This is a genomic window from Chitinophagales bacterium, assembly GCA_019638515.1.
GTDB lineage: Bacteria > Bacteroidota > Bacteroidia > Chitinophagales > LD1 > UBA7692.
This window is the reverse complement of the sequence record JAHBTS010000001.1, coordinates 337598-358020: the sequence shown is the minus strand read 5'-3', so window position 1 is coordinate 358020 and position 20423 is coordinate 337598. Positions and strand designations below refer to the sequence as shown.

The 20423-nt window shown below is 40.0% G+C and carries 19 protein-coding genes; 10 read left to right on the top strand and 9 right to left on the bottom strand.

The features are described 5' to 3' along the window. The first annotated feature begins 193 nt into the window (after positions 1 to 193). The gene (locus KF872_01580) at positions 194 to 784 is read left to right on the top strand and encodes a sigma-70 family RNA polymerase sigma factor (GenBank protein MBX2902217.1); all 591 of its coding nucleotides are present in this window, start codon (positions 194 to 196) and stop codon (positions 782 to 784) included. Positions 785 to 858: 74 nt separating this feature from the next. Further along, the gene (locus KF872_01575; GenBank protein MBX2902216.1) at positions 859 to 2154 is read left to right on the top strand and encodes an FAD-binding protein; all 1296 of its coding nucleotides are present in this window, start codon (positions 859 to 861) and stop codon (positions 2152 to 2154) included. 11 nt (positions 2155 to 2165) lie between these two features. On the opposite strand, the gene KF872_01570 is transcribed toward KF872_01575, so the two are convergent. The 3 genes from KF872_01570 to KF872_01560 are packed head-to-tail and all read right to left on the bottom strand — an operon-like array spanning position 2166 to position 6537. Beyond that, on the bottom strand, positions 2166 to 3350 hold the full coding sequence (locus tag KF872_01570) for a hypothetical protein (protein ID MBX2902215.1): 1185 nt from the start codon (positions 3348 to 3350) through the stop codon (positions 2166 to 2168). After that, positions 3328 to 3936 (bottom strand): sigma-70 family RNA polymerase sigma factor, encoded by a 609-nt coding sequence (locus tag KF872_01565; protein ID MBX2902214.1) that lies wholly within the window; start codon positions 3934 to 3936, stop codon positions 3328 to 3330. The genes KF872_01570 and KF872_01565 overlap by 23 nt, the downstream gene beginning before the upstream one ends. Continuing rightward, a complete protein-coding gene (locus tag KF872_01560) occupies positions 3937 to 6537 on the bottom strand; it encodes a M1 family metallopeptidase (GenBank protein ID MBX2902213.1) in 2601 nt (866 codons plus the stop codon). 190 nt (positions 6538 to 6727) lie between these two features. On the opposite strand from KF872_01560, the gene KF872_01555 reads away from it, so the two are divergent. The 4 genes from KF872_01555 to KF872_01540 all read left to right on the top strand — a co-directional run bounded on the left by KF872_01555 (position 6728) and on the right by KF872_01540 (position 10553). Continuing rightward, a complete protein-coding gene (locus KF872_01555) occupies positions 6728 to 8503 on the top strand; it encodes an ABC transporter ATP-binding protein (protein MBX2902212.1) in 1776 nt (591 codons plus the stop codon). A 120-nt stretch (positions 8504 to 8623) separates the two neighbouring features. Continuing rightward, positions 8624 to 8932, top strand: coding sequence for a 50S ribosomal protein L21 (gene rplU / locus KF872_01550; GenBank protein ID MBX2902211.1), 309 nt, complete (start codon positions 8624 to 8626; stop codon positions 8930 to 8932). A gap of 31 nt (positions 8933 to 8963) precedes the next feature. Further along, complete coding sequence (gene rpmA / locus KF872_01545) at positions 8964 to 9230, top strand: 50S ribosomal protein L27 (protein MBX2902210.1); 267 nt, start codon at positions 8964 to 8966, stop codon at positions 9228 to 9230. Between the two features lie 72 nt (positions 9231 to 9302). After that, a complete protein-coding gene (locus KF872_01540; GenBank protein ID MBX2902209.1) occupies positions 9303 to 10553 on the top strand; it encodes an MFS transporter in 1251 nt (416 codons plus the stop codon). Between the two features lie 72 nt (positions 10554 to 10625). Here KF872_01540 and KF872_01535 read toward each other — a convergent pair whose 3' ends face one another. From KF872_01535 to KF872_01525, 3 genes are read right to left on the bottom strand one after another with little or no spacing between them, the layout of a single operon-like run. Continuing rightward, positions 10626 to 11888 carry a TolC family protein gene (locus tag KF872_01535; protein ID MBX2902208.1) on the bottom strand — a complete coding sequence of 421 codons (1263 nt, stop codon included), beginning with the start codon at positions 11886 to 11888 and terminating at the stop codon, positions 10626 to 10628. 11 nt (positions 11889 to 11899) lie between these two features. Next, entirely contained in the window at positions 11900 to 13465 is a 1566-nt protein-coding gene (locus KF872_01530; GenBank protein ID MBX2902207.1) for a DHA2 family efflux MFS transporter permease subunit, read from the bottom strand. A gap of 19 nt (positions 13466 to 13484) precedes the next feature. Then, positions 13485 to 14510: an HlyD family secretion protein gene (locus KF872_01525; GenBank protein MBX2902206.1), complete on the bottom strand. Its 1026-nt coding sequence runs from the start codon at positions 14508 to 14510 to the stop codon at positions 13485 to 13487. A gap of 85 nt (positions 14511 to 14595) precedes the next feature. Here KF872_01525 and KF872_01520 point away from each other — a divergent pair, with 85 nt between their 5' ends. Beyond that, complete coding sequence (locus KF872_01520) at positions 14596 to 15078, top strand: MarR family transcriptional regulator (protein MBX2902205.1); 483 nt, start codon at positions 14596 to 14598, stop codon at positions 15076 to 15078. A gap of 80 nt (positions 15079 to 15158) precedes the next feature. On the opposite strand, the gene KF872_01515 is transcribed toward KF872_01520, so the two are convergent. Genes KF872_01515 through KF872_01505 form a run of 3 tightly spaced genes read right to left on the bottom strand, consistent with a single transcriptional unit; the run spans position 15159 to position 17629 of the window. Continuing rightward, a complete protein-coding gene (locus KF872_01515) occupies positions 15159 to 16895 on the bottom strand; it encodes a PspC domain-containing protein (GenBank protein ID MBX2902204.1) in 1737 nt (578 codons plus the stop codon). 30 nt (positions 16896 to 16925) lie between these two features. Beyond that, positions 16926 to 17252 (bottom strand): PadR family transcriptional regulator, encoded by a 327-nt coding sequence (locus KF872_01510; protein MBX2902203.1) that lies wholly within the window; start codon positions 17250 to 17252, stop codon positions 16926 to 16928. A gap of 20 nt (positions 17253 to 17272) precedes the next feature. Next, positions 17273 to 17629 (bottom strand): hypothetical protein, encoded by a 357-nt coding sequence (locus KF872_01505; GenBank protein ID MBX2902202.1) that lies wholly within the window; start codon positions 17627 to 17629, stop codon positions 17273 to 17275. Between the two features lie 192 nt (positions 17630 to 17821). On the opposite strand from KF872_01505, the gene KF872_01500 reads away from it, so the two are divergent. The 3 genes from KF872_01500 (at position 17822) to gyrB (ending at position 20415) form a co-directional block, all read left to right on the top strand. Next, on the top strand, positions 17822 to 17992 hold the full coding sequence (locus KF872_01500) for a hypothetical protein (GenBank protein MBX2902201.1): 171 nt from the start codon (positions 17822 to 17824) through the stop codon (positions 17990 to 17992). 89 nt (positions 17993 to 18081) lie between these two features. After that, positions 18082 to 18273 (top strand): hypothetical protein, encoded by a 192-nt coding sequence (locus KF872_01495; GenBank protein MBX2902200.1) that lies wholly within the window; start codon positions 18082 to 18084, stop codon positions 18271 to 18273. 165 nt (positions 18274 to 18438) lie between these two features. Continuing rightward, on the top strand, positions 18439 to 20415 hold the full coding sequence (gene gyrB / locus KF872_01490; GenBank protein ID MBX2902199.1) for a DNA topoisomerase (ATP-hydrolyzing) subunit B: 1977 nt from the start codon (positions 18439 to 18441) through the stop codon (positions 20413 to 20415). Positions 20416 to 20423: the final 8 nt, after the last annotated feature.

The window sequence follows — 20423 nt, the reverse complement described above, 5'->3', positions numbered from 1 at the left end:
TGAAAAGAAAGTAAACACAACTATACCATTCGCCTATTCAATATATCTACACTAAATAAAATCGTACTTAGTTTTTAAATCGAGTTTCGATTTTACGAATGGCTTTCATTTTTATTTTTCAAACTACAAAAAACAACGCTACTGCCTATTGCATTGAGTTCTACATTTTGTTCACTTAAAAAACAGAACACGTATGAATGCTCATGCTTTAAGCGACCACGCGCTGCTGCAACAATATCAAAATGGTAAAGAAGCAGCTTTAGAAACACTTATTTTGCGCCACAAAGACAAAGTCTTTACCGCCATTTTTGTAATGGTGCGCGATAAGTATCTTGCCGAAGATATTTTTCAAGAAGTCTTTATTAAAGCCATCAATAAACTGCGTAGCGGCAACTACAACGAAGAAGGAAAATTTGCCCCTTGGTTGCTAAGAATTGCTCACAACCATTGCATAGATTACTTTCGAAAAACAAAAAATGCACCCGGCATTACCGTAACAACCAGCACCGGTGAAGATATATTTAAATACATTGGTGTGGAAGACAAACCCAAACACGATTTTGAGGAAATTGAATCTAAAGAGAATAAACTTAAAAGTTTACTAGAACAATTGCCTTCAGATCAACGCGAAGTAATTGTGCTCCGCCACTTTTACGATTTCAGTTTTAAAGAAATTGCAGCCTACACCAATGTAAGCATCAATACATCTTTAGGCAGAATGCGCTATGCACTTATTAACCTTCGCAAAATTATTGAGCGCGATAAGGTAGAAGTAACTTGGTAGGCACATTTTCTATTACAATACAAAAAGCCATTCCTATTTTGGGAATGGTTTTTTTATGAACTTCATTACCGCATATGAAAAAAACATCACCATCAATTGCCTTCAAAAACTGGGCAGGCAATATTCAATTTACAGCTCCACTATTTGCGCAACCACATACCGAAACCGAAATAATTGAACTCGTAAAACAACATAAAAACATAAGAATAGCAAGCAGTGCGCACTCTTGGAGCAACCACTTTAGCACCCAAGAGCTTTTACTAAACTTAGATTATTACCAACAAGTAATTGCACTCGATACTGCTGCCCAAACCATTACCGTACAAAGCGGCATAAAACTCTGGCAACTAAATGCTTTCTTAGATAAACACCAATTGGCACTTTCCAATTTAGGTTCCATAGATAAACAATCTATTGCAGGAGTAATGAGTACCGGCACACATGGCACGGGAAAACAATTCCAATGCTTGGCATCGCAAGTACTCCGGTTTTCAATCATTGCAGCCGATGGTACTAAACACATTTTCACCAAAGACTCCGATGAATTTAATGCAGCTATCATCAACCTTGGCACATTAGGAATTATCTCTGAGGTTACGCTTCAACTTTGCAGTGCTTTTAATCTGAAAGAACATACATACACCTCTCCGTTTCATACCGTAATAGAAAACTTAGACCAACTGCTGGAGCAATACCACCACTTTAAAATTTGGTGGTTGCCGCCCTCTAAAAATGTAGTAGTATTCACCTACCAAAGAACCCAAGATGCTGTAAACGACTCCCGCTTTCGTCAAATTTTTAAAGATGAAATTGTATCGGTAATAGGTTATAGAACCTTGGTATTTATTGGGAACTTAGTTCCCTCACTTCGCCCGCGCATTAATGCACTTTTAACTTCGCAGTTTGATAACCCTCTACATAGAATTGAAAAAAGCTTTAAAGTATTTCGTGTGCCGGAGCCACCAAAACACAGAGAAACAGAGTGGGCTTTCGATTTAAAAGATGCCAAAGAAATTCTTACCAACTACCAAAAACTATTTAGCGAAACCTCGCATACCTTTAATTTTATTCAAGAAATACGGTTTACACAAGCCGATAATTTCTGGCTCAGCGAATGTTACCAACGCAATACCATTTGGATTGGAGCTTACAACCATTATGATTCGCAATGGGAAAATATTTTACACGATTTTGAAACTTTCGCTCAACAACACTCCGGCAGACCGCACTGGGGAAAAGAGTTTACGGTAAACAAACAGTATCTTGAAAAACAATACGAAAAATTACCTGATTTTATACAACTTAAACAGAGATTAGACCCCGAAGGAAAATTTAGCAATGAACTGATGCAGCAACTCTTTGGAGTATAAAAAGCTATTGGTTATTTTTCTATTTCTTCCAGTTTGTTTACGGCTCTGTCTTTAAAGCTACTATTACCCGATTGCAACTCATGCAATAGCTTTTTTGCTTCTTCTTTCTTACCTTTTTTAAGTAAAATTTGGGCTTTATACCACTTAGAGCCATCAGCGTGCTTAGCACCTTTTACCAGCAATTTATCGAAACTTTTAAGTGCCTTGTTGTTGTCGCCATTTATGAACTGGCTTATACCTTCAAAGTATATAGCATCTAAATTTGATGGATCCTTATCTACAATTTTATTGAACTTTTTTGCAGCTGCCTTGTAATCTCTGCTATTAAAACTTTCCATGGCATCATCCATATTATCGGGCAGTTTTTCGGCTGAAGCACCACTTGCGCTGTTTTGAATTGGTGATACTACAGCTTGGCTTTCTTGCTTGCTTGCATCTGCTGCTACCACAGGTTTGGCTGGATCTATCGGTGTTTGTTTGGCTTTTGCAGATGTTTCTTTTGCTGTTTTCTCTGCCAATTTTGTTGCCTGCATTCTTGCATCGGCTTTCTTTGCTTCAGTTCCCGAAACAGTACTTATAGCAGGTGGGGCGGTGGGTGCGGCAATTGCTATTTGCTTGCTTTGCACAGCCTTGGCAGCCATACTGGTTTCGCTTGTTTCGGCAGCCATATCGGCTTCTTCCTGTATATTCTCTACAACCGGAGCTGCCACCGCAAGCGAATCTTGAGCTGGCGCAATAGTATCTGGTACTACGGTAGGTTCTTGGGTTTCGTTAAATAATGGAGTTGCCTCTGTAGCTTGTGGCAACGACTCTTCTTTACTTAATGCAACTTGGTTTGCTTGCTTATTAAAGTAGTTTGTAATTAAGAATGCAAAACCAATAAGCCCCACTATTAAAACTGCTGCGGCCGCATAACGTGCAATACCATAAAACGAAACGGTTGCAACTTGCTTAGTAGCACCTGTTTTTTCCTCTACTTGCTGTGAGATGGTTGCGAATGTGGTTTTTAATGTATTGGGATTGGCAGCTTGCAGCCCTCCCATAGCTTCGTGCGCAAAAGGATCGTCTGCCAGAAGTTGTTCAAACTGTGCAGTGAGTTCGGGTGATAGTTCGCCCTTCAGATAAGCCAACATGGCTTCTTCTGTTATCACTCCTTGTTGTGTGAGTGGCATGTTATTTCTTTTTTGCCCGCTCATGTTTTTCTATGATAATGTTCTTTAAATTTCTCTTTCCGTTTTGAATATAGCTCTTTACTTCATTTAATGAGAAGCCGGTGAGTTCGCTAATTTCTTGATACGAATTGCCTTTTAGGTAAAACAATTCGATACATTTTTTTTGTTCATCGCGCAATTCTCCTATGCTTTCATTTAAGTGTGTTAAGAACCATTCTTTTTCTTCTGCTGCTTCAAGATGCAATTCCAACTGATTTTCCACATCAAAGCTGGTTTCATTCTGTACTTCTTGCTTGTATTCTTGCTGGCGCTTAGTAGCTGTGGTATTGCTTCTAAACTGCATCATACAATGGTTTTTCACTACGGTATGCAACCAGGGTTTAAATACCGCAATATGATGTTTCTTTAAATCGGTAATTAGTTTTTCAAAAATTTGCATTACTGCATCTTTTGCAGTGGCTTCATTTTTAAAATGCTTTAAGCACACACCATATACCAAATGTGTATAGCGGTGGTATAATTCTCCCACATACGCCAAGTCGTAAGAGTTTCGGTAGCGGTGTACCAACTCTTCATCGCTGAGATTGCTATATGGTGTGTGGCGGCTCACTTAGTTTTTCTTTTCTTCTTCTGTTTTTTTATTGATAGCGCTTATGGCCTCGTTGGCTGCTGTAATAATAGTGTCGTAATCGGCTGCCAATCCACTAGCTGCATCCGAATTTAGGGCTTTCTTCTTTTCTTCAAACTGCTTTACAATTCGCTTTATGGCTCCTTTCCCTGCAGATGCCAGCAACTTAGTTTCAGTACCAAGCGCTTGCAGTTTCAAGGTTTCCACTCCGCTTAGAATGGTTGATTTATTCATGTTAAAAAGATAGTGGGCATAGTGATACATGAGTGGATATTTCCCATATCCTTTTACGGTAGTAAATTTCTTTAAAAAGAAGTTGTTGTATTTTTCGGAAGTGGAGGCAGCATAAATGGCGCAAACGGCATCGTTTAAATCATACGAAGCTTCTCCTTCAAATGGTTTTGCCAACTGCATAGCCATAGCTGTATCTATTGCATTGATTGCCTTTAGTGCTTCGGACTGAGTGGCGTAAGAACTATCGCTTAAACACTTAATGAAAGTTTCAAGCAAATCTCTATTCTTTATTTTTGAAATCTTTTGCACCGCAGCGGTGCGTACGTTGGGGTGCTTATCGCTCAATGCCATGCTTTTAACTTTGGCAACAATTTCGGGTGCAGAATCTGCATTGAATTTAATATGCTCTACTGCATATTTTCTAATAAAATAAAATGAATCGCTCAATGCGGCAATAAGGGTGCTTTTGGCATTTACATTTTCGTTTTGCGCATCTTTTAGTTTTTGCAGTGCTTCCATTTTAGCTGTAAAAAGTGGATGCTTTTGGTATTGAAACACATACTCATCTAAACGCTTGTTTTCTTTTTTTCCACAGAGCAGTACCCTATCGGCATCGGCATCAATTAAATCGGGAATAGCCTTTGAATAAAATTTAAAAGTATCGCGGGCGTGCTTTAGAGTTACCGGATAAGTAGTTGTAGCAGTGCCATTCCAAAGTTGAATTTTAAATGGCAGTTCGTATATAAACTCCTTATCGGTATTGTGCTTTTGTTCTGCAATCACATACGCAGTATCTTTTTCATAAGCGTACGTAAAGTTGAGTTTGGGATGTCCATTATTTAAAAACCATTGGTTGAAAAACCAATTCATATCGCGCCCTGTTACTGCTTCAAAAGCCATGCGCAACTGATGAATTTCTACCGATTGAAATGCGTAAGTTTTTAAATACAATTCCAACGATTTAAAAAATGCTTCATCGCCAACAATATGGCGCAACATGTGCAGCACATGCCCTCCTTTTTCGTAGCTGTGGCGATCAAACATTTCTTCTCTGTCATCGTAATAAAAGCGGATGAGATCTACATTTTTATTTTGCGACTCATCTATGTAGCGCTTTAAATTTTGCTGTAGCATCCTATCTGCTTCCATTTGTCCGTACTTATGTTCGGCCCACAAGTATTCGCCATAGTTGGCAAAAGATTCGTTTAATGGCAAATTGCTCCAACTTTCGCACGTAACTAAATCGCCAAACCATTGGTGAAAAAGTTCGTGTGCCACAACATCTTCAAAATTCAAATCCATCAATTCGCGCTTATTGCGCTGCACAAATTCACCAAAAAGTGAAGCCGAAGTATTTTCCATAGCTCCGCTTACATAATCGCGCACTATTACCTGCGAATACTTCTGCCACGGATAGGTATAATTCAAACGTTTCGAGAAGAACTCCATCATTTCTGGCGTATTGCCAAAAATATCTTTGGCATAAGCAGCATATTCCGGTTCCACGTAGTAATCTACCGCAATATTTCGCCACTTGTCTTTTATTACTGCAAACTCACCAACTGTAATCATAAACAAGTATGGAGCATGCGGCAAATCCATTACCCACGTATCTGTTTTCAAACCATTACCCAAGTCTTTAGTAGCAGTAAGAATACCATTGGAAAGTGTGGTATATTTCTTTTCGCAGGTAATAGCAATTTCATCGGTACAACGCTGGTTGGTAGCTTCAATAGTTGGAAACCAACAAGAACTTGCTTCGGTTTCACCTTGTGTCCAAAGCTGTATGGGCTTTCCAGCTTCTTTGCCCGATGGGTTGATAAAGTATAAACCTTTATCGCTGGAAATAGCTACGGAGCCTCCGGCTTTGCGCTCATCCGGTTTTGAAACATAATCTATAAAAACTCGCAGCGTATCTTTTGCTGTATAGAATTTGCCGAGTGGTATTCTTATCTGCTGGCTATCGTACGAGTATGCCATCGGCTTGGGGAGTGCATTTCTTTCTAAAAGAGCTACTTCGATTATTGCCATGCCTTTAGCATCGAGTACCAAAGTATCGGCCGGATAAAAATGCGGTTTCAGCGTAAGCGTTGCCTTGCCCGGCAAATATTTCTTTTCCCAATCTACTTGAACTTCCAGTTTGGTATGCAACAAGTTAAACACCATTGGATACGATGCACGGTAGGTTCTTTCTTTCTGAAAATTAAGCGTTATTTCCTCTAAAGTATCCTCCTCCATTACTCCAACATACGCTTGTGGCTGCTTTATACTCTGCTTAGAAGTATTACAGGCAGATACCATTACCACAGCAGTAAAAGCGCCTAAAAACAAAAATTTAAAATTCATCATCAATATTCAATGTTCTAAAGTATTAAGCATGGCAGAAATAAACGAAAAAACACCGTTTGGTTTCTTAACAAAATATTCTAAAGTGTGCTAATTGGAAAACACACTATACCTAGCAGTTGGGAAGTACATTTAGAAGTTTGTAGCGGTATTTTATGTAAATTAAATTACGTTTGCCCATCTTAATTAGAACATGAGCAAACTTCTTTTAGACGTAAAGAATTTAGTTACCGAGTTTAAAACAGATAGCGGTATTGTAAAAGCTGTGAACGATGTTTCGTTTACACTAAACAAAGGCGAAACCATTGGAATAGTAGGCGAATCGGGATCCGGCAAGAGCGTAACTTCCCTATCTATTATGCGCCTAATACCTAACCCTCCGGGTAGAATTGCAAGCGGGCAAATACTATACAACACGCGCGATGGCAAACAGGTAGATTTAGCACAAATTGCCGATAAAGACATGCGCCACTATCGCGGCAACGAAATTGCCATGATTTTTCAAGAACCCATGACTTCGCTCAATCCCGTTTTTACTTGTGGCGACCAGGTAATGGAGGCTATTTTACTACACCAAAAAGTAAACAAGCAGCAAGCAAAAGACATTACCCTAAAAATGTTTGAAAAAGTGCGCTTGCCCAATCCGCAACGTATTTTAGATGCCTACCCACACCAACTTTCGGGCGGGCAAAAACAACGTGTAATGATTGCTATGGCAATGAGTTGCAACCCATCCATACTTATAGCCGATGAGCCAACTACCGCACTAGACGTAACGGTGCAAAAAACCATTCTCGATTTAATGTACCAACTTAAGCACGAAATAGACAGTGCTATTATGTTCATAACCCACGACCTCGGAGTAATTGCCGAAATTGCCGACAGGGTTTTAGTAATGTACAAAGGAAGAATTGTAGAGCAAGGAACCGTATTAGAGATATTCAGCAACCCGCAACACCCCTACACCCGCAGTTTATTGGCATGCCGCCCGCCACTGGGCAAGCGCCTAAGCAAACTACCTACCGTAGTAGATTTTATGCGCGAAAAAGAAGACGGCTCCATTGAAGAACTAAACACCTCAGTAGAAGATGCCATTAAGGCAGTAGTAATCGATCCTAAAGTAACCGATGAACGCAGAGAAAAACTCTTGAAACAAGAGCCGGTTTTAAGAGTTGAAAATTTAAAAACATGGTTTCCCGTAAAAAAAGATTTTATGGGCAATACCGTGGAATATGTAAAAGCGGTAGATGATGTTTCGTTTGATGTGTATCCGGGAGAAACCTTAGGCCTGGTAGGCGAAAGCGGTTGCGGAAAAACAACCTTAGGACGCACCATTCTTAGATTGGCACCTGCCACTTCCGGCAAAATTATTTTTGATGGAAAAGACCTGCTCTCGCTTTCCAACAAAGAAATGATGGATGTGCGCAAAAACCTTCAAATTATATTCCAAGACCCATATTCTTCGCTCAACCCACGCATTACCATTGGCGATGCCATTATGGAACCCATGAGCGTACACGGTATTTACAGCAACGAAAAAGAGCGAAAAGAAAAAGTAGTTGAACTGCTCGGAAAAGTAAATATGAAGCCTGAATTCTTTTACCGCTACCCACACGAATTTTCCGGAGGTCAGCGCCAAAGAATTTGTATAGCCCGTGCCTTGGCACTCAATCCCAAATTTATTATTTGCGATGAATCTGTGAGTGCATTAGACGTGTCGGTACAAGCACAAGTACTCAATTTGCTTATTCAGTTACGAGAAGAATTTAAGTTTACCTATATTTTTATTTCGCACGATTTAAGCGTGGTGAAATTTATGAGCGACCGCATGGTTGTAATGAATAAAGGGAAAATTGAAGAAATGGGTTCCAGCGATGAAATTTACAACAATCCGCAGAAGGAATATACCCAAAAACTTATTTCAGCAATTCCAAAAGGAGAACTGGAAGATATTAGAAAACGTTTTTAATTGACAGCTTAATAAAATCGGCAAATCGCATATTTTCTGAATTTCTAAACGAAAAAAACAACCAACGTTTGGAAAAACAAAAGAAAAGGATACCTTTGCCACCCCAAAAATTTTGGAATCATGTACGCAATAGTTGAAATTCAGGGACAACAATTTAAAGTAGAAGCCGGTAAAAAGGTTTATGTGCACCGCTTAGAAGGAAAAGAGGGCGATAGCGTTTCTTTTGACAAAGTGTTGCTAACCCAAAATGGCTCAAATGTTTCTGTTGGTGCTCCAACCGTAAACGGAGTAAAAGTAAATGCTAAGATTCTTAGCCATGTAAAAGATGACAAAGTAACCATTTTTAAGAAAAAACGCAGAAAAGGCTACAAACTCACTAAAGGTCATCGCCAGTCGCTTACTCAAATTTCAATTGAAAGCATAGGATAATTAAATTTCTAAACCATAAAAAGATACAGAAATGGCTCATAAGAAAGGTGAAGGTAAGGTAAAGAACGGAAGAGAATCGCATAGCAAACGCTTGGGAATTAAAATCTTTGGTGGTGATGTTGCCGCTCCCGGAAATATTATTGTAAGACAAAGAGGCACCGCTTACCACCCGGGAAAAGGTGTTGATATTGGAAAAGATCACACTATTTTTGCTATTACCGAAGGTGTAGTAACCTTTAAAAAGGGTAAAAACGATAGAAGATTTGTACACGTGCTTCCGGTAGTTGCCGAAGCATAATTTGCAACTTATTCTTTAACTTATAGAAAAGCCTTTCGAATACCGAGAGGCTTTTTTTATTGAAAACAACTGATGCCTAAAAAAAAGATATCGCCTCTTTTAGCTGTATTTATTACCGTTTTTATAGATATGCTGGGTGTGGGAATCATTATTCCAATTTTTGCACCACTTATTATTAGAAACGAACATGGCATGATTGCGCCAGAAATTACAGAGGCGCAGCGCAATGTTATCTATGGTGTATTGGCAGCTTCCTTTGCTGCAGCTCAGTTTTTTGGCGCACCAATTTTAGGTGCACTTGCCGATAAAAAAGGCAGAAAACGTATTTTACAAATAAGCATTGCCGGCACTTTTATTGGTTATGTATGCTTTGCAATAGCTATTCATTTTAAGTTGCTGTGGCTGCTGTTTATTGCGCGTATTTTACCCGGCTTTATGGGCGGCAATATTGCCATTGTATTGGCTGCACTCGCAGATATTAGCGAACCAAAAGACCGTGCTAAAAACTTTGGCTTAGTTGGCACTGCATTCGGCTTAGGTTTTATCTTAGGTCCATTTATTGGCGGTGTGCTGGCAGCACCCAATGCCTGGTTCCCATGGTTCAATTTTGCTACGCCACTTTGGTTTACTGCATTTCTTTCGGTAGTAAATTTTTACTATGTGGCTAAGCAATTCCCCGAAACATTTAAACCAGCAAGCAACCGCCATGTGAGCTTATGGTTGGGCATACAAAATTTAAAACGTGCATTCCAACTAAAAGAAATGCGCGTTATTTTACTCACCATCTTCTTTCAAACTTTTGGCTTTAGTTTCTTTATGCAATTCTTTCAGGTTTATCTGATTAAGCAATTCGACTTTTCGCAAAAAGATATTGGAATGCTCTTTGGGTATATTGGCATTTGGATTGCCTTTACACAAGGTGTGGTTACTCGTTTTTTAGCATCGAGATTGGCTCCGCCAAGCGTGCTGCGCATAAGTTTACTAATGATGGCGAGCGCTTTGGTTCTAATTGTTTTCCCTAACCAATGGAAATGGCAATTGCTTATTCAACCATTTATTGCATTGGCACAGGGTATTACGCAACCCAACATTACAAGTATTGTTTCGCAGCTTAGTTCTAAAGAAACACAGGGCGAAATTCTAGGTATTCAGCAATCGGTACAGAGTGTGGCGTTTGCCTTGCCTCCACTTATAGCAGGTGTTTTAGTTAGCTATAACGCGGCACTTCCTATTTTGGCTGCTAGCCTTTTTGCGCTTATAGCGTGGCTGATTTTTGTAATAGGTTTCCAGAAAAAAAATAGTGGGAATACATCGGCTGTGTAGATTGACCGCTAGGTGCAAGTGTAACAAACAACCGTGTTGATACTAAACAACCGACCTAATCTATATAAACCGCTACTGCCCTTCCCAAAAGCGCACTCCGGCAATACGGTTCATTTCTAATTTATTCAATGCCAGTTGGTATTCTAGCTGAATAAGCGAAAAGCGTGCATCTTCGGCACTAATGCGTGCATTTTCTAAATCGAGCCAGGTGAGAGTTCCGTTTTTGTAGCGCGACTGAGCCAAGTTGAAAGCAGCTTCGGCTTGCTTTACAATAGCAGCGGTATTTTGAAGGCGCGTTTGGTTAGCATTAAAATCGGCCTGTGCCTGCAGCACATCTTTGTTGGCAGCTTGCTGTGCATACAGTAAATTTTGCTTTGCCGTTTCTATGGCAAGTTTTGCCATTTTGCGCTGCGCCAGTGCTTTGCCTGCATCATAAATGGGAATATTTAAGCCTGCGCCTACAACATAGTTAAAGCGCATCTCTTTTATATTGGGCAGGTAGGTATTTTTCCAACCGGCATTTCCGTTGGCAAAAAGGTTGGGCAAAAAATTAGAAATAGAAGTTTTGTAATCTACCTGCGCGGCATGTAGTCTGCTATTTGCCAATGCTATATCCATGTTTCCGGAAGTGGCATTGCTTGCTGCATCTTTCCCCGATTCAAATGAAGTTGCGGTTACTTGCGCTTGTTCATTGCCTGTATAGAATTTCAATAGATTCAGCTGCTTTTCTAATTGGTTCAGTAAATCCACCTTTTTGTTTTCTGCAACCTTTACGCGCACATCGGCATTCACTAAATCGTAGCTAAGCGCATCTCCGTTTTTTATTTTATTTTCTACCAGTTTATAGTTGTCGTATGCCAATTTTATTTGGGCATCTTGCAATGCAATATTCTTTTGCAGCAGCACTATATTATTATACAATACTGCAACTTGGTATGCCAAACCCAGCTCGCTTGCTTTGAGATTTTCTTTAACTTGTGCTTGCTCTTCTTTTGCTCTTTGCACACTGGCATTGGTTCGTCCAAAATCCCAAATAGTTTGGTTTACAGATAAGTAGGTATTGTAATTATGATTAGGTTGAAATTGAATTTCGTTTCCCAAAAAATTTGCCTTGCTCACCGGAGCCACATAGTTGTAACTTCCGTTGATAGCGATATTAGGCTGGTAGCCGCTCTTTGCCAATTGTATTTTAGCATCTGCCAATGCTACATTTCCCTTCAATTCTTTTATTTTAGGATAGTTGGTTACTGCACTTCCTATAAGCTCGTTTAAGGTTTGCGCATTGCCTAAGCAGACAAGCATCATGAACATAAAGAGTGAACTATACTTTTTCATTTCAATATTATTTAATGGCTCTCTTCGGCAACTTTTGCAGCCTGCTCCTGAGATATTGATTTATTTTTTAGTAAAACTATTAGCGGCAATACGGCAACGAAAAATACGCCTACCAGAAAAAAGGTATCTAAATACGAAAGCAAATACGCCTGTTTAGTAACATTCATTTCTATCATTTTTAGTGCTGCACTTGGAGCATTCAACGCATTAACACCCTGCGAAAGCAAGTTTTTTGTAATGCCATCGGATATGGTATTATACACCGGATTATCGGTTGATATATTGGTAACCAAATCGTTTCGGTGCATGGCAAAGCGGTGCGCAATCCATGTATTGGTAATGGCTATACCTACCGATCCGCCAATTTGCCTAATCATATTTATCATAGAAATACCTGCCGGAAACTCCGATGGTTTTAAATCTACTACTGCCTGATTGGTAAGTGGAACCATCAACATAGACATGCCAACACCACGCAGCATAAGAATTATCATATACGAATAATAAGGCGTATCGGCAGATTGCAAACTCATGATAAAACTAAACAGCACATAAGCCATCATACCAATAAATACAAATAAACTTGGCGAAATGCCTTTGGTCATCATTCTACCCACCACCGGCATTATTACAATAGAAACAAGCGAGCCTGTAATAAGCGAAATACCTGTGAGCGTAGTGGTGTATCCGGCCACTCTTTGCACCATGAGCGGATATGCATAAACAGAGGTAAACAAGCCAAACCCAACAACAAACGTAAAGAAGGTTGTAACTGCAAGGTTTCTATTTTTAAGCACTCTTAAATCTACAATTGGGTGCTCTTGCTTCAATTCCCAAAAAACAAATGCAAGCAAGCCAATTGCCATTGTAAAAAACAAATACAGTATGGTTCTACTTTCGAACCAATCTTCTTCTTGCCCACGCTCCAATACATATTGCAAACTGCCAATACCAATACAGAGCAATACCAACCCAATATAATCTACGCTTATGGCTTTGCGATCTATATTCTTTTCCGACTCACTTTTTTCTAAGAAGAAAATAGAGAGCAATGCAGCTGCAATGCCAATTGGCACATTCACAAAAAATATCCAGCCCCAATGAAAATTATCTACAATTACTCCACCCAAAGTAGGGCCTAAGGTTGGCCCCATTACTATTCCCATTCCAAACAGTGCCGAGGCTATGGGTCGCTGCTCTACCGAAAATGTATCGAACAGTATTCCTTGCGAAACAGAAAGCAATGCGCCACCTCCAATTCCTTGCAGAAAACGAAAAAACACCAACTCCCATAAATTAGTACTGGTGCCGCAAAAAAATGAAGCCACCGTAAAAAGTATAATAGAGCCAACGAAATAGTTTTTTCGCCCAAAGTATTTTTGAAAAAATCCTGTAAGTGGAATTACAATTACATTGGCAATGGCGTAAGCCGTAATTACCCACGAAGCATCTTCTACAGAAGCACCCAAGCTACCACTTACATGGTACAATGCCACGTTTACAATAGTGGTGTCTATCATTTCCATGATAGCTGCCGTAATTACGGTAAGTACAATAATTATTTTCCCAAAACTCATACTGCTCACTAAAGGCTTGCTAATTCACTTTTACTTCAATTTCTGCACTCAATCCGGCTTTAAGGATTTCCTTTAGTGCATCTACATCTACAATGTTTATACGCACCGGCACGCGCTGTGTAACCTTTATGAAGTTACCCGAAGCATTATCGGGCGGCAATAAAGAAAACTTGGCTCCGGTGGCTTCGGAAAGCGATGCAATTTTTCCTGTAATTTTTTTGGAAGGATAGGCATCTAGCTTAATATCTACCTCCTGGCCAATTTGCATCTTTTCTATTTGGGTTTCCTTAAAATTGGCAATTACCCAAAAATCATGACTGTTTACAATGGAAAACAACGGCTGACCCGGCTGTATATATTGCCCGGGCTGCACATTGCATTTGCCTATTTTTCCACTTTCGGGCGCTGTAATAGAAGTGTACGACAAACGCAACTTTGCATTCTCTACTGCAGCTTCTTTCACCTTTAGTAAGGCTTCGGTTTTGCGAATTTGAGCTTCGTACACACGCAATGAAGAATTGGCAAGTTTTGCCTGCTCCACTGCAGTTGAAACCGATTTTTGCTGTATATCAAAGTTTGCCTTTGAATCGTCTATTTGCTTTTGGGTAATACTCTGGTCTTGAAATAATTTTTTGTCGCGCTCGTAATCGCTTGCTGCTTTATTGGCTCTTACTTTTGCTAACTCAATATTGGTATCGGCTACTTTTACATTTTGAAGTGCATTGCCATATCCGGCTTGTGCATTCTCGTAATCGGCCCGCGATTGCAGTAAATCTGCCTCTGCTTGTATTACCGCAATTTCGTATTCCCTTTTGTCTATAACTACCAGCCTTTCTCCCTTAGTTACAGTTGCATAATCATCTATAGCTACCGAATCTACATAGCCCGCAATTCTGGACAATACTGGCGTAACTTTTGTTTCTACTTGTGCATTATCGGTAGTTTCGTAGTGCAGATGGTGCATTACTTTTTGATAGCCCCACATGCCTCCTCCCAATACAATGGCACCCAATACAACGGTTTGAATAATTTTTTTCTTTTCCACTTTGTAAATTTTCGGGAGCAAATGTAAACTTAGTTGACAATAAAGTCAATCAAATTGACTAATAATATTTTTTTAACTTTGCAGCATGAGCAATCAGGATTCCATTCTATGCCATATTGAACCCAAGCCTGAACATTTTGGAAGGCTTGTGGGCATTACCTACCGTTTTATGGCGGAGCAGCTGCTGGAAGTGGTAAAAGAAAAGGGCTTCCCTAACTTTTCTATGCAGTATGTGGCAATTCTTATGAATGTTGGCGCTCAAGGCGTTACCATTAACCAACTGGCTGAAAAAATTCAAATTACCAAACAGGCTGTAAGCAAAATGGCTAAAGACTTAGAGAAGTTTGGCTATGTTGAACTTAAAAAGAACCCAAACGATAATCGCTCCGTGTTAATTACACTTTCTAAGCAAGGTGTTGCTTTAATTGAGTTGCTTAAAAAACAGCAAACTAAATTTATTGGTGAATTGATAAAAACTTGGGGCGAAACCAAAACACATACCTTCTTAGAAGATATGCACTTTATTATGCGTTTGCTCATTCAAAAGAAACAGCAAAAAGCAAAATAAAAGGCACCTTGCATTTGCAAAGTGCCCCGCTTTTGTAAACCTTCCAAAGATGAAGCTGGAAGTAGTTTAGAATAAGGTTGTTACTTTCGTTCGCGTACTTTAATTTCAACCTCCTTACCTTCTTTCCCATCAGTAGTTTGTACGGTAACTTCACCTTTTTCTGTAGTAATTTTTGTTTCCTTGCCCGATGCTTTAATGTGAACAGCTTCCGGGGTATGTGGCGGCAAAGGTGGAGGCGGAGCGAGTACAGCATCACCATCCTCATCTTCGCAATTTAAGCAAACTACTTTACCCGATTTTACAGTCCACAAAGTATTGGCGAAATAAGTATTGTCATACGTATCATCGCCTTTTACGGTAGCCGGAAGGTAATCTATGTTATTGGCAAAATGCACCAATTTTCCCTCAGGTATAGCCAAGTGAATAAATACATTTTGGTTGCGCCACTTGCTTCCCTTTTTCACCTCTGCGTATGTATTTAAATTGAGTATTGTATCTACTTGTGTAAAGTTGTAATTTACGGCACGGGCATTTCCAATGGCTGCGGCTTTGCTTTTTCCCTTTGCCACAATAAGTTTTTCAATATAAAATGAAGTATCTTTTGAAACCATCAACTTTAAATGAGGACGCCCTATTTTATATCCTGTGCGGGTTTCAGGCATTTCGCCATTTACAAAGATTTGGCTGTCGTAAGAATCTTCTGCTTCTTCATCAAATACCACACCGCTGGAGTCTGAAAGCTGAACAAATAAATTCCCCGCAGCGGGCTGCATTAAAGTATATTGCTCTTTTACATTTCCGGTGGCTCTGAAGTTTATTCCAAAATTGATGGCTGTAATTGCCAATAGCAGTAAGCCAATTAAAAAGCCTGTGCTGAATATCCATTTTAATCTTGAACTTCTGCCACCCGTGCCCACCAATACTCTTACTCCGCCATAAAGCATTCCGAGCAATGGCATCAATACTACTAATATAATACCAACAATACCGATAATTGCCATGGTACCGTTTTCGGCATAAACACTTGCTAATTTTTGAACCGATGGCAGCGATGCAAACGACAGTACACCCACAGATGCAGCAATAAAACCAAAGAGCATAAACAGTATCACTATTATCACAAATACCGCCACAATTTTCATGGCAATTTTAAACAAGGCAGCTATTAAAGCCACCAAGCGCTCGCCAACGCTTTCTTGCCTGCTCCAGTTATTTAGCCTACTGGCAGCTTCACTTACTTCTTTTTGAATATTATCTAAGGTAATTGGCTCACCTTTCATTTCTAACTTTTGCGAGGTAGTTTTGGCCTCGGGTATTATTATCCATAAAATAAGATACACCAATGCAGTAGTACCTAAACTGAAGAATATAAACACAATGGCTACCAACCTGAGCCAAATAGAATCTTCTATTCCCAAATAAGCGCTGATACCGGAAATTACGCCTCCCACTTTTTTATCGTCTGAGTTGCGGTACAGCTTGCGTGCAACGCGACCGGCTGTAGCATTGCCCGTAGGAGGTACGGCACTTGTCGACTCGCCTTTAACTTCAGTAGCTCCGGCAATATCTTCCGGCTTGCCCATTGCTGTAATGGCAGCTTCTACTTGCTGCAGGTTTATTACATCTTTTGCCGTATTTTTTCCGGTAGAAAACAGTTCTGCAAGGCGTGCTTCAATATCTTGAATTACCTCTTTAGTGGCATCGCTATTGCCCAAATGCCGACCAATAGATTCAATATATTCATGTAGCATTAAGTAAGCGTCTTCATCTATGGTAAAGGCAATTCCTCCTAAATTGATACTTATTGTTTTTTTCATTTTGTGTCTTTATTAGTAATTATTTAAAAGTTACTTCTCTACTATTTTACTTACAGCATCGTTCATTTCGCGCCAGGCATTTTTTAGTTGCTGTAAAAAGTTTTTACCATCGGCAGTAAGTGTAAAATACTTTCGGGGTGGTCCACCCGTAGATTCAACCCAACGGTAATTTAATAACCCTTCATTTTTTAAGCGGGTAAGCAAAGGGTAAATGGTTCCCTCTACCACCAGCAAATCGGCATTCTTCATTTGCTCCAAAATTTCGGTCGGGTAGTGCTCGCCTTCGTTGAGCACCGCAAGTATGCACAACTCCAGCACTCCCTTCCGCATTTGAGCTTTGCTGTTTTCTATATCCATAATTGCATTGTATTTTAATGTTATTGAACTTTAAAGCGTATCCTTACTTTGTATGTTTTTGCGGCATTATCGGCAAATTCACTTAGTTGAATGGATGAAAGTTGTGCGCTTACTTCTGCCTTGAGTGCTTCGCTGGCATTATCAATAGCTACTACTTCTACCTGTCCGTGCTCATTTAATCTAAATGAAACATCTGCCAACGCAGTATTGCTATGTTCTAACAATAAAAACTTAGGAAAAGTAAGTTTACTACCCAGCAAATTGGCAACTTCATGTTCTACATATTGTGTATTGGTATCTAACTCGGGGGCTACCGCAAAGGCACTACTGCTCGAAATCATTAGTGCCGCCATCATATTCATTGCTATAAATTTCATAATCACTGCTATTTTTTCGTTTACAGTGCAAATATATAATCATCGCAATGTACTATGCAATACAAAGTAGTATTTTTAACAAATATCTTTCCTACACAAAGTTCTTTGTTTAAACTTTCAATCACTCCAAAAAACTTTACTAACAATAATTTTTGTAGGTTTGGCGCAGTATTCACCTATATAAAAGGAAATATGAAGCACAGCTTAACCGAAGGACTCCTGATTCTGGCACTCATTATTCTCTTTTGGGGAATTGGCTTGCGCATGACCTCCGATGCTTACTTAGCATCGGGAAATATGATGATAGTTGCAGGCGCCCTACTTTTTGGCTTTTGCTATTACCGCAGATTTATTCAGAAATAAGACATTTTTGGCCAATTCTTACCTTGGGTTTTCTTCTTAACAAAAGTATTCCTAAAATTGCTCCATTCAATTAACCTAAACAATTAGTTATGAAAAAAGTATTATCAGTTTTGGCAGTAGTTGCCATTCTTGCAGGCGCACAATCTTGTAAAAAATGTGGCCAATGTTCTATAAACGGCAGTAAAACAGGTGTAAAGTACTGCGAAAAAGACAACCAAACCGTTTACGATGCAGCTAAACTTGGATGCGAAGCTGGCGGAGGCAAATGGGTAACAGAATAATTGAGTTAATTATTTTGCAAAGCCGCTCTTTTAGGGCGGCTTTTTTTGTTGGTTCTAGGGCAGTACAACACAACTTTTCAACAACTCTTTTCCCGCTGGCAATCGCACTCCAAAAAGCCGTTTTAAATACTTACTTTCGCCAAGTTATATCAGTGAAAATTAAATATGAGTACAGAATTAGAAACCACCGCAACCACCCCCACTCCAACTAAAGAATACTCTGCCAATAGTATTGAAGTACTGGAAGGCTTAGAAGCCGTGCGTAAACGCCCAGCCATGTATATTGGCGACACGGGTGTAAAAGGACTACACCACTTGGTTTACGAAGTGGTAGATAACTCTATAGACGAAGCCCTGGCCGGACACGCACAAAATATCTTTGTTACCATCCACGAAAACAACTCTATAACCGTAAAAGACGATGGCCGCGGTATTCCCGTAGATATGCACGAAAAAGAAGGGCGCAGTGCATTAGAAGTGGTAATGACCGTACTCCATGCCGGAGGTAAATTCAATAAAGATTCTTACAAAGTTTCGGGAGGTTTGCACGGTGTGGGCGTAAGTTGTGTAAACGCTCTTTCCACACACATGCAAGTAGAAGTACACCGCGGTGGCAAAAAATACATGCAAGAATACGGCATAGGCAAACCGCTTTATTCTGTAAAAGAAATTGGCACCACAGACTATCGCGGCACCATAGTAACCTTTAAACCCGATGAAACTATTTTCTCCGTTACTGTTTACAACTACGATACATTGCAAGCGCGTATTCGCGAACTTGCTTACTTAAACAAAGGCATTAAACTTACACTTACCGATGAGCGCGAAAAAGACGACAATGGAAATGCCCGCTCTAACTTCTTTTACAGCGAAGGCGGCTTGGTAGAGTTTGTAAAATTTTTGGATGGCACACGCGAACCACTTATACCTGAGCCAATTTATGTAGAAGGCGCACGCGATATGGTAGCCGTAGAAGTTTCTATGCAATACAATACTTCTTACAGCGAAAATATTTTCAGCTACGTAAACAATATCAACACCATAGAAGGCGGACAACACGTTGCCGGTTTCCGCAGAGCACTCACCAGAACTTTTAAGTCTTATGGCGATAAAAACAAACTGTTTGAAAAAGTAAAAATTGAAGTAAGCGGAGATGATTTTCGCGAAGGCTTAACGGCTATTATTTCAGTAAAAGTTCCCGAACCTCAGTTTGAAGGCCAAACCAAAACCAAATTAGGCAACAGCGAAGTAAGCGGTGTGGTAGATACCGTTTTTGGTGAAGTTTTAGAACACTTTTTAGAAGAGAATCCAAAGCTGGCAAAAATAATTTTCGACAAAGTAATTTTAGCAGCTACCGCACGCCACGCAGCGCGTAAAGCACGCGAAATGGTGCAACGTAAGGGCGCACTAAGCGGAGGCGGCCTACCCGGCAAGCTGGCCGATTGCAGCAGCAAAGACCCTTCTGCCTGCGAAATATATTTAGTAGAGGGCGACTCTGCGGGTGGTACCGCTAAGCAAGGTCGCGATCGCAATTTCCAAGCTATTTTACCATTAAAAGGTAAAATTTTAAACGTAGAAAAAGCCTTAGAACACAAGATTTACGATAACGATGAAATACGAAACATTTTTACAGCCTTAGGTGTGCGCATTGGCACTGCCGAAGACAGTAAAGCACTCAATACCGAAAAACTTCGCTATCATAAAATTATCATTATGTGTGATGCCGATGTGGACGGCTCGCACATTACAACACTTATTCTTACCTTCTTCTTCCGCTACATGAAAAGTTTAGTAGAGCAAGGCAGAATTTATATTGCCATGCCTCCACTTTACTTAGTAAAAAAGGGGAAAGAGCAAGAATATTGCTGGACAGAACCACAACGCTTAGCAGCCATTGAACGCCTCGCAAAAGGTGGAAATAGAGATACAGTACACACCCAGCGCTACAAAGGTTTGGGAGAAATGAATGCCGAACAACTTTGGGAAACAACCATGAACCCGGAAAGCCGCACACTTAAACTGGTAACCATAGAAAGTGCTGCCGAAGCCGACCGCATATTCAGCATGTTAATGGGTGATGAAGTGCCGCCTCGCAGAGAATTTATTGAGGCACATGCCAAGTATGCAAGAGTAGATGCTTAATACAAGCA